This is a genomic window from Gammaproteobacteria bacterium CG11_big_fil_rev_8_21_14_0_20_46_22, from assembly GCA_002796245.1.
Classification (GTDB): Bacteria; Pseudomonadota; Gammaproteobacteria; order UBA12402; family UBA12402; genus 1-14-0-20-46-22.
The window spans coordinates 1-9,413 of record PCWT01000005.1 but is presented as its reverse complement, the minus strand read 5'-3'; the positions used below and the strand labels follow the sequence as shown (position 1 = coordinate 9,413).

Below are 9,413 nucleotides of genomic sequence, written 5' to 3'. Positions count from 1 at the left end.
ATTGTTATTGTTGGCTTTGATCAAGGCAAAGTGACTCATGAACATATTTATTGGGATCAAGCGAGTGTTTTGGTGCAAATTGGCTTACTAAATCCTGATAGCTTACCTATCGCAGGCATAGAAACTGCCAATAAAATGGAAGTGCTGAGACATTACAATGAAAGTAAGCAGCCAAGCTAACAAAACAAGCGATTACCTTAACCAAAACCAAACCACGATCAAAATGATTAAGAGCGCAGCAATACTGTTAAAAAGGATAATACTGATCATGGTTTTTGTCCTTTGACTTTAAAAAAGCGCAAGCGATTGGCATTAGAAACGACCGTAAGCGATGAGGCTGCCATCGCAAAGCCTGCAATCATCGGGCTTAACAGCAAGCCAATGACTGGATAGAGAACGCCTGCTGCAATGGGGATGCCAATACTGTTATAAATAAAGGCGCCAAATAAGTTTTGCTTAATGTTGCGTAACGTGGCTTTTGACACCGCAATGGCATTTAAAACCCCTTGCAATGAATTGCTGATTAAGGTGATATCCGCACTTTCAATCGCAACGTCCGTACCTGCGCCAATAGCAAAACCAACATCGGCTTGTGCAAGCGCTGGCGCATCATTAATCCCATCGCCGACCATACCAATGACGGCGCGTTTGGATTGCAATTTTCTAATATGATCGGCTTTGTGTTCAGGTAATACTTCAGCAAACACTTGTTCTATACCCACTTGTTTTGCCACTGCATGTGCCGTTTTTTCGTTGTCGCCGGTGATCATCACCACTTGAATGCCGAGTTTTTGGAGTTGCTGGATAGCAGTTTTAGAATCTTCTTTGATAGGATCAGCCACAGCAATGATACCTGCCACTTGTTGATCAATGGCGATGAACATTGGTGTTTGGCCTAAGCGGGCTAGTTCATCACTTTCGACAAGCAAATGATCGATAGACACTTGATGTTCCGTCATTAAACGCTGGTTGCCCAACAATACGGCTTTACCGCCAATCGTAGCAGCAACACCTTGCCCGGTAATGGCATTAAAGTCATCGGCTTTGCTTAATACAACAGATTGTTTTTTAGCGTGCTCGACAATCGCTTGTGCTAAAGGGTGCTCAGATGCTTGCTCAATGCTGGCGGCATAATGCAGCAAGGTGCTTTCATCGAAAGATTGAGTCGCGATAATCTTAACGACTTCCGGTTGACCTTTGGTAATCGTGCCGGTTTTATCGAGTATTAGTGTGGTTAATTCACTCGCACGCTGCAGAGCTTCACCATGACGAATGAGCACACCATACTCAGCCGCTTTACCCATACCAACCATGACAGAAATCGGTGCCGCTAAGCCAAGTGCACAAGGGCAAGCAATAATCAGCACCGTCATGCTAGCCACTAAAACAAAACCGGCAGCAAAGCCGACATTAAACCAAACAACTGCTGTCATCACTGCCAGAATTAATACGGTTGGTACAAAATAACTGGACACACTGTCAGCGAGCTTGGCAATCGGTGGCTTGGTGCTTTGAGCCTGCTGCACCAACTGAATAATTTGTGACAGCACGGTGTCTTTGCCGACTTTCGTCGCTTTCATTAAAAAGCTGCCTGTTTTATTGATCGTACTGCCAAAAACGAGATCATTCATTTTTTTATTTACCGGCATGGGCTCACCCGTTAACATCGATTCATCAATGCTAGAATGGCCTTCAGTTAAAACCCCATCAACAGGAATTTTTTCACCCGGACGCACGCGCAAAATATCATCGATCTGTAAATCTTCAATCAGTATGTCTTGTTCATTGCCTTGCGCATCAACTCGGCGGGCGGTTTTAGCTTGTAAACCAATTAAACGTTTAATCGCCTCAGAAGTTTTACCGCGTGCTCGAATTTCTAAAGCGGCGCCTAAATCCACTAAGGCAATAATAATGAGCGCCGCTTCAAAATACACATGGCGAGCACTTTCAGGCACTAGCGTTGGCCAAATGACAATGACGATAGAATACACCCAGGCCGCACCCGTACCGATCGTGATTAAGGTATCCATGGTGGCTAAGTGCTGCCAAAAGGCATTCCAAGCGCCACGATATAAATGGCCACCGGCATACAAAATAACAAGCAGTGTCATTAATCCCAAAATCCCCCAAATGATTTGACCGATTAACGTGTTTAAACTGAGCTGCCAAGGTAGCCACGATAAAATAAATAAAGCGATACCGATCACACCCGCGATGAGCGCTTTATAGAACAAATGACGCATGTGTTTTATTTCTGCTTGATCGCCAGCACTGCCTTGATACTCATCTTCAATCAGCAGGGCATGATAACCCGCTGCTTGAATCGCTTTAATGACAGTGTGTGGTTTGGCATGACCTGTGATAAAAACCGTGCGCGCAGCAAAATTAACTTGAGCGTCATCAATACCCTCAACGCCTTGTAAAGCCGCTTCGATGCTTTTAACACAACTGGCACAACTGACTTGCAATAGTTTCAGTCGATACTGAACAGATTGTTTAGTGTTAGTGGTTAGCTTATTTGTTGTCATGCAGACATTCCTTTTCGCAAGATTCACCATCAACATTAGAATATACTACAAGCACCAATGAAACAAAGGGATGACAAACGGTGTTTATCGGCTTTACAGATTTTCCGTTAATGGTAAAACAATAAACCAATAGCTTTGGAGAGAGAAATGGCTAAAAATTTAATGGTTTATAACGATCCCCGCAAGCCATCCAGGAGATCGAGCGACACAGACTGCCAACGACCCGGCTTGAGGCCACGCGGTAAATGCAAGCTGCCAAAACGTATGCGAATCAAGCGGCTAACCGTCAAGCCTTGGGATTCCCACAAGCGGCGAACTTCGCGGTTTTTACCTCGCGTGAGCACGACATTAAACCACTGGTTTTTACCTTTGCCACCGGCAAGACTCACTCGCTCAAACTTGGCCAATCCATCCTCTAGCTCAACACCCTTAAGCAAGCGGGATAAACAAGCATCGTCGACCTCGCCAAACACACGCACCGCGTATTCGCGTTCAATATTCGCGCCTGGATGCATGAGCTGGTTGGCTAACTCGCCAGAGTCCGTAAATAGCAGCAAACCCGAGGTGTTTAAATCGAGTCGCCCAACATTAATCCAGCGACCACGATGCAATTTGGGTAAAGCGTGAAAAACGGTGGGGCGGCCCTGCGGATCACTGCGCGTGCATATCTCACCCGCAGGTTTGTGATACATAATGAGTTGGGCCGGCGCCTCATCTGCATCGAGCTTAACAAGCTGACCATTCACCTCAAAGCGATCGCAAGAAGATGCGCGATCACCGAGCGTGGCCGCTTTGCCGTTCACGCGAATTTTACCGTCAATGATCATTTGTTCAATTTGCCGGCGAGAGCCTATCCCACGGCTAGCCAGGATTTTTTGTATTTTCTCAGGCTTCTGAAGTGGCTTTTTCATTATGACCTTGATCATCGTCAGCCGATGACTCAGCTTCATTTCCCTCATCTTCGTCGACTTCAGGATTGATGATGGCATCGACATCGTAAGCTTTTGCAAAATTCATGGCCTCAGCCAAGGCTTCATCATCGATATCGATATCATCCTCTTCGTCGCCGAAGTCTGACTCTGAAAACTCAGGGTGATCTGGATCAACCGGTTTGGCGTCAAGCTCAGCCGCGGCCAACGCTTCAGCCTCTGCGGCTTCCTGCTCTGCTTTCAAGCTGGCTTCTAGTTTCTTACCGGCCTCGTCAAGGTCAACGACTTCAGCTAAAGAAGGCAAATCTTGCAGGCTTTTTAAATTAAAGTAATCCAAAAACTCTTTGGTTGTGGCGTATAAAGACGGACGACCGGGTACTTCTTTGTGCCCCACCACCTTCACCCACTCGCGCTCGATCAAGGTGCGCATGATGTTTGTGCTCACCGCCACACCGCGAATTTCTTCCACTTCACCGCGCGTGATAGGCTGGCGATACGCAACCAAGGCCAAGGTCTCTAACAAAGCACGGGAATAACGCGGCGCACGCTCTTCCCAAAGGCGACTCACCCAAGGCGATAAATCTGCCTGGGTTTGAAACTGATAGCCGTTGGCCAGCTCTTTGAGCTCCACACCACGCCCCGCATAATGCTCAAGCAGCTGCTCAAGCTCTGCTTTAACTGCCGAACGCTCTGGGCGCTCTTGCTCTTCAAACACGTTCAAAATATCATCGACCGCCAGCGGGCGATCGGCTGCGAACAAAACACCTTCAATAATTTTATTCAGCTCAGAGGACATAGGTGACCCTTACAACTTCAATGTGCGACATCATAACATGATTTTCTACAAGCTTGCATCCGTCTCAAGCTGCTCTCGTTTGCGCAAATGAATCGGCGCATACGGCTCTGCCTGTACAAACTCAATCATACCCACTTTCATCAGCTCAAGCATGGCAATGAAGGTCACCACCACACCCAAACGCCCTTCTTTTTTCGAGAAAAACGAGGTAAACGCCCGGAAATTTGACTGGGATAAAGTATCAAGAATCGTCGACATCCGCTCACGAATGGACAAGGGCTCCATTTGAACATGGTGATGCGCTTGCAAGGCCGCTCGACGCATCACAGCCCTTAAGGCTTTCAACATATCATTCAGCTCGATGTGCGGTAATTTTTTCACCACACTTAACTCAACCGGCTCAGCGTTGGCCACAAAAATATCGCGCTCTTGGCGAGGCAAAGCATCCAAATCTTCAGCCGCACGCTTAAAGCGCTCATACTCTTGCAGACGTCGAACCAACTCAGCACGCGGGTCGTCTTCCATTTCTTCATCGTGCGGGCTTTTAGGCAACAACATGCGTGATTTAATTTCGGCTAACGTCGCTGCCATCACCAAATATTCGGCCGCAAGCTCAAGATTAATCGCCTTCATGATTTCCACATAGCCCATGTACTGCTCTGTAATGTCAGCAATCGGGATATCGAGAATATCCAGGTTTTGTTTTTTGATTAGATACAACAATAAATCGAGAGGGCCTTGAAAGGTTTCTAAAAACACTTCCAAGGCTTCAGGTGGGATGTATAAATCTTGCGGCAACTCTGTGATCAGCTGACCTTTAATTTTGATCACAAAATCACTCGGCTCGAGCGTTTGCGCCGCATTGTTAGCGGCTTGATTAAGTAACTGTGACTGCGAATCCTGCGTATCGTCCGTCATCATGAATCCTGTTTTAAGGTAAATTGACCCGAGAATAAGGTTTTCTTTGCACGTGTGACTTGATAATGCCCCGTCGACTGCGAACTAAAGTTCAATTTCACCATCACCGGCGTGGCCTCGCCTAAGGTTAACACCGCGCGCGAATACTGCTTCGGATTGAGGTTATACACGTAGTTACCTGTTTCAGAAAGCCCGGCAAAACCGCCACGGGTAAAACGATAGGTTTGATCAATGCGAAAATACAAACAAGAAGAATCGCCACCATAGTGCAAGCATAAATTTTCCATGAGAAGGCTGCCAGGTGCCACGGTGGACGCACCATGACTGGGAATATAAATCAAACCGGGCTTGGGAATATCGGGGGCACAAGCTGTTAAAAGCATCGTTAATACACCAACACTTCCCACACTTAAGACTCTACGATTCAAGCGATAATCCTCCATCGACGAGAGCATAGCAAGTTTGCATTCGACTGGCTAGCGAGAGATCGTGCGTGACAAGCACCAATGCCAAACCCTGAGCCTGCGACAAGCTCATCAACAATTCAAACACAGCCTTTGCAGCCTGCTCATCTAAGTTTCCCGTGGGTTCGTCTGCCAATAAGCATTTCGGCTTAGCGGCTAAGGCACGAGCAATGGCCACACGTTGTCGCTCACCGCCCGATAAGGCCTGCGGCCTGTGCGACAAACGATGGGAAAGACCCACAGCTTCAAGCATCTGCTCAGCCGTGGCCAAGGCCTGTGATTGATCGACACCACGAATCAATAAAGGCATCATCACATTTTCCAACGCGCTGAACTCGGGCAACAAGTGATGAAACTGAAACACAAAGCCCAAGGTTGAGTTTCTCAACGCACAGCGGCGCGCCTCACTTAAGCCTTCGACCGACTGACCATGCCACAACACCCGCCCGGACGTCGGTTTGTCCAAGCCTGCCAAACATTGCAACAGTGTACTTTTGCCTGAGCCCGAGCGGCCGATAATCGCCACACGCTCACCCGCTGACAAACTAAAATCGACATGCTTGATCACCTCAACCTGGCGAGCACCTTCCTGGTAGATTTTGCTTAAAGCTTCACACTGAATAATCGGCTTATTCATAACGCAAAGCCTCCGCGACCAGAGTTTTTGAGGCACGCCAGGCCGGGTACCAGGTTGCCAATAAACCCATTAAGAAAGCAATCAAACCCACATGCCAAATATCGGAAAACGATAGCTTAGACGGCAAGTAATTCACAAAATTCACACTGGCTGATATCAATTGCACATGAAACAAGGCTTCGATACCGTTGACCACACTGGTGATATTCAGTGATAAAACAATACCCGCCGCCGTACCGATTAAAATACCCACTAATGTGATCAACGCACCCTGGCACAAAAACACTTGCATGATAGCCCACGGTGTCATGCCCATGGTGCGTAAAATCGCAATTTCGGCACGTTTTTCATTGACCAACATCACCAGACTCGACACAAGGTTGAAAGCCGCAATCGCAATAATCAAAAGCATAATTAAAAACATCATGGTTTTTTGAATTTGAATCGTGTGATAAAACGCACCGTACTGCACCGACCAATCACTCACATCATAATGACCATCAAATTCATCGCTTAATGATTGAGCCACACTCGCCGCTTGAAATAAATTTTTGACATCAATGTGCAAACCACTGATGGACGAACCCAGTGCATACAAATGCGCAGCATCCGTCAGATTGATAAATGACAAGGAGTTATCAAAACCAAAACCATTGTCACTGTGGAAAATACCCGCGACTTTAAACGCTCGAAAACGCGGCGAAACACCCAGCGGCGTCACTGACATACTGGGTGTAAAAACATTCACTGTACCGCCGACAGTCACACCCAACCGCCCTGCGATACCCGCGCCCAAAACAATGCCAAAATGACCCGACTGATCGAGCGCACTTAAATGACCGGCCAACAAGCTGTGCGACAAATTCATGATTTTATTCACCGCCGCAGGCTGAATACCGTAGAGCAACGCCGGCACATTTTCACCGTTCGCGCTGAGCAGCGACTCGCCTGAAACATAAGGTGAAACAGCCGTGACCGCGGGGTTTTTCGCCACACGCTGAGCAACCGTTTGCCAACGTTTAAGGCGGTTATCATAGCCTGTTAAGGTCACATGCGGCACCATGGAAAACAGTTGCTGCTTGATCGCCGCGTTAAAGCCATTAAAAACGGACAACACCGTGATCAAGACCATCACACCCAATGCAATCCCAAACACTGAGACGAATGAAATAAAGGATACAAAGCCGCTGCGCTTTTTGGCACGTAAATAACGCAAACCTAAAAAAATGGACAAAGGCAATCGCATTAGACCGACGCCCCTTTGAATAAATTGAAGAAATTATCGCCCGTTTGCTGAACCAAGCTTTCGTAAGGCATGCCTCGAAGGCCAGCAATAAAGGCTGCCACTTCGTGCACATACGCAGGCTGGTTAACTTTACCTCGATGCGGCACAGGTGCGAGAAATGGCGAGTCGGTTTCGACCAGCAGGCGATCTAAAGGCACTTGCCTAGCCACCTCACGTACATTGTCTGCTTTTTTAAAGGTGACAATGCCTGAAATAGAAATATAAAAACCCAAGTCCAAAGCCGCTTTCGCCATCTCCCAGCTCTCAGTAAAACAATGCATCACCCCTGAGCACTGGCTAGCATTCTCCTCACGCATGATGGATAAGGTTTCTTCTTGTGCTGAACGGGTATGGATGATCAACGGTTTATCTAAGGCTTTTGCCACTTGAATATGCGCTCGAAAGTTTTTGGCCTGCTCAGCACGATCATCGTTATCGTAATAAAAATCTAAACCGGTTTCACCAATCGCCACCACTTTTGGCTGGGCGCCTAAGGTTAGTAGCTCACCCACCGTATAGTGTTCTTTAAATTCATTGTGCGGGTGCACACCCATAGAGCAAAAAACCTCGGGGTGCGCCATGGCAATCGCTTGAATTTGTGGGAAAGTTTTTAACGAGGTGGAAACCGTTAAGCAACAAACGACATTCGCTGCCCGAGCTTTAGACAACACTTCATCAACCTTCTCGCCCTGCTCATGCTCAGCAATCAGTTCTAAGTGACAATGAGAGTCGACTAACACAGGGTAAAACCTCGCCGCTAAAACCGGTCATGGTATCATAAATTATTGGGTATAAATACTTGCTATACTACGGTTTCTATGCAAAAATCTTCAGCAATCAGACTACCAAATAACAATAACCATAGATTTCTGATTCTAAGAGGCCTCTGCAAGTGTCTCGTGTCTTAACGACAAGGATGTTAGCAGAACACTCTATTACTTATACTAATTATAAACTTTGTTAATTTAAGGTAGTTTAGAATCATGTCCCATACTAACACGGAAAACTTGCAGGATAGCTTTCTAGATTCTCTCATCGAAAATGGAACAACCACCGCCATCTATCTCAAAAGCGGCATTAAACTGCACGGTCGAGTGATTGCGTACGATCAATACACCATCAGCCTCAAAGAAGATACGGTCCAGCTTATCTTTAAACACGCTGTGGCCACCATCGTTCCTTCGAGCACAAAAGCTTAAACCAACAGATACATAAAAAAAGGCGCTATCGCTAGCGCCCTTTTTACATTGTCAATATTTACTTGTCTGAGGATTGCTGTGAAAAACCAGGGACGTTATCCATACCTGACGAGCCACCCACAGAAGCACCACTACCAAACACGGTTGCGCCAGACACGCTGAACAATGTTGGTAAGAAAATCAAGGCTGCGCCCACAAATAATAAGGCAATCGGCGTACCCACAGGGATTTGCTGAGGGTTATCCTTATGCGCTTTGAACTTCAAAATGGCTGCAAACGCAAAGCCAAACCCGGCGACATAGGCTGCGGCTGTGATCATTTTCGCCAAGGCACCAAAGTTACCGGTGATATTGGTTGCCACTGTGCTCAATGAGTCGACACCGCCGCTTGCAGGGGCCGGGGCCGCCAATACGAGTGAACTAGCCGCTATCATTGATAATAAAACCAATAAACCGCGAAAAAAGCGCTTATTCAAAAAATGTTTTGCCATTTCTCTACTCCTTGGACTTGGACTTGGACAATATGCTGTAAGCATTGTACTACACGCCTTGCGAAAAAACAAATGCTTGCTTAACATCGGGTGCGATTAAAAGTGTAGGTTTTCATGCCGCTTTTCTTTCTTCCCAATAATCATTCCACTGTCCATTGGCGCGATTG

Annotated in this window: 11 protein-coding genes and 1 pseudogene (1 of these 12 running past the window's edge); 3 read left to right on the top strand and 9 right to left on the bottom strand. The window is 46.9% G+C overall.

Going from position 1 to position 9,413, the window contains the following annotated elements:
• A pseudogene (locus COV52_00245) lies at positions 1-34 on the top strand (hypothetical protein) (it extends 233 nt beyond the left edge of the window).
• Positions 1-180: hypothetical protein (locus tag COV52_00240; GenBank protein PIR12160.1), on the top strand; the 180-nt coding region annotated here is incomplete at its 5' end. The pseudogene COV52_00245 and the gene COV52_00240, both read left to right, overlap by 34 nt.
• An 86-nt stretch (positions 181-266) precedes the next feature.
• Here the strand turns inward: COV52_00240 and COV52_00235 are convergent.
• From COV52_00235 to COV52_00200, 8 genes are all read right to left on the bottom strand, one after another.
• Complete coding sequence (locus tag COV52_00235; protein PIR12159.1) at positions 267-2,528, bottom strand: copper-translocating P-type ATPase; 2,262 nt, start codon at positions 2,526-2,528, stop codon at positions 267-269.
• Positions 2,529-2,695: 167 nt separating this feature from the next.
• Positions 2,696-3,439, bottom strand: a complete 744-nt coding sequence (locus tag COV52_00230) for a 23S rRNA pseudouridylate synthase B (protein PIR12158.1) — start codon at positions 3,437-3,439, stop codon at positions 2,696-2,698.
• On the bottom strand, positions 3,414-4,253 hold the full coding sequence (gene scpB, locus COV52_00225) for an SMC-Scp complex subunit ScpB (GenBank protein ID PIR12157.1): 840 nt from the start codon (positions 4,251-4,253) through the stop codon (positions 3,414-3,416). Before scpB ends, COV52_00230 begins: the two co-directional genes overlap by 26 nt.
• A 45-nt stretch (positions 4,254-4,298) precedes the next feature.
• Positions 4,299-5,171, bottom strand: coding sequence for a segregation/condensation protein A (locus COV52_00220; GenBank protein PIR12156.1), 873 nt, complete (start codon positions 5,169-5,171; stop codon positions 4,299-4,301).
• A complete protein-coding gene (locus COV52_00215) occupies positions 5,171-5,614 on the bottom strand; it encodes a hypothetical protein (GenBank protein ID PIR12155.1) in 444 nt (147 codons plus the stop codon). Before COV52_00215 ends, COV52_00220 begins: the two co-directional genes overlap by 1 nt.
• Positions 5,589-6,272, bottom strand: a complete 684-nt coding sequence (gene lolD / locus COV52_00210) for a lipoprotein-releasing system ATP-binding protein LolD (GenBank protein ID PIR12154.1) — start codon at positions 6,270-6,272, stop codon at positions 5,589-5,591. The genes COV52_00215 and lolD overlap by 26 nt, the downstream gene beginning before the upstream one ends.
• Complete coding sequence (locus COV52_00205) at positions 6,265-7,518, bottom strand: lipoprotein-releasing system transmembrane subunit LolC (protein ID PIR12153.1); 1,254 nt, start codon at positions 7,516-7,518, stop codon at positions 6,265-6,267. Before COV52_00205 ends, lolD begins: the two co-directional genes overlap by 8 nt.
• On the bottom strand, positions 7,518-8,297 hold the full coding sequence (locus COV52_00200; protein ID PIR12152.1) for a hypothetical protein: 780 nt from the start codon (positions 8,295-8,297) through the stop codon (positions 7,518-7,520). Before COV52_00200 ends, COV52_00205 begins: the two co-directional genes overlap by 1 nt.
• 243 nt (positions 8,298-8,540) lie before the next feature.
• Between COV52_00200 and hfq the strand changes: the two genes are divergently transcribed.
• The gene (gene hfq, locus COV52_00195; protein PIR12151.1) at positions 8,541-8,756 is read left to right on the top strand and encodes an RNA chaperone Hfq; all 216 of its coding nucleotides are present in this window, start codon (positions 8,541-8,543) and stop codon (positions 8,754-8,756) included.
• Positions 8,757-8,814: 58 nt separating this feature from the next.
• On the opposite strand, the gene COV52_00190 is transcribed toward hfq, so the two are convergent.
• On the bottom strand, positions 8,815-9,246 hold the full coding sequence (locus COV52_00190; protein ID PIR12150.1) for a type IV secretion protein IcmD: 432 nt from the start codon (positions 9,244-9,246) through the stop codon (positions 8,815-8,817).
• Positions 9,247-9,413: the final 167 nt, after the last annotated feature.

Coding starts and splice junctions, on each gene's coding strand:
- hfq (PIR12151.1), top strand. CDS start 8,541: ATGTCCCATACTAACACGGAAAACTTGCAGGATAGCTTTCTAGATTCT.
- COV52_00220 (PIR12156.1), bottom strand. CDS start 5,171: ATGACGGACGATACGCAGGATTCGCAGTCACAGTTACTTAATCAAGCC.
- scpB (PIR12157.1), bottom strand. CDS start 4,253: ATGTCCTCTGAGCTGAATAAAATTATTGAAGGTGTTTTGTTCGCAGCC.
- COV52_00190 (PIR12150.1), bottom strand. CDS start 9,246: ATGGCAAAACATTTTTTGAATAAGCGCTTTTTTCGCGGTTTATTGGTT.
- lolD (PIR12154.1), bottom strand. CDS start 6,272: ATGAATAAGCCGATTATTCAGTGTGAAGCTTTAAGCAAAATCTACCAG.
- COV52_00235 (PIR12159.1), bottom strand. CDS start 2,528: ATGACAACAAATAAGCTAACCACTAACACTAAACAATCTGTTCAGTAT.
- COV52_00230 (PIR12158.1), bottom strand. CDS start 3,439: ATGAAAAAGCCACTTCAGAAGCCTGAGAAAATACAAAAAATCCTGGCT.
- COV52_00215 (PIR12155.1), bottom strand. CDS start 5,614: ATGGAGGATTATCGCTTGAATCGTAGAGTCTTAAGTGTGGGAAGTGTT.
- COV52_00205 (PIR12153.1), bottom strand. CDS start 7,518: ATGCGATTGCCTTTGTCCATTTTTTTAGGTTTGCGTTATTTACGTGCC.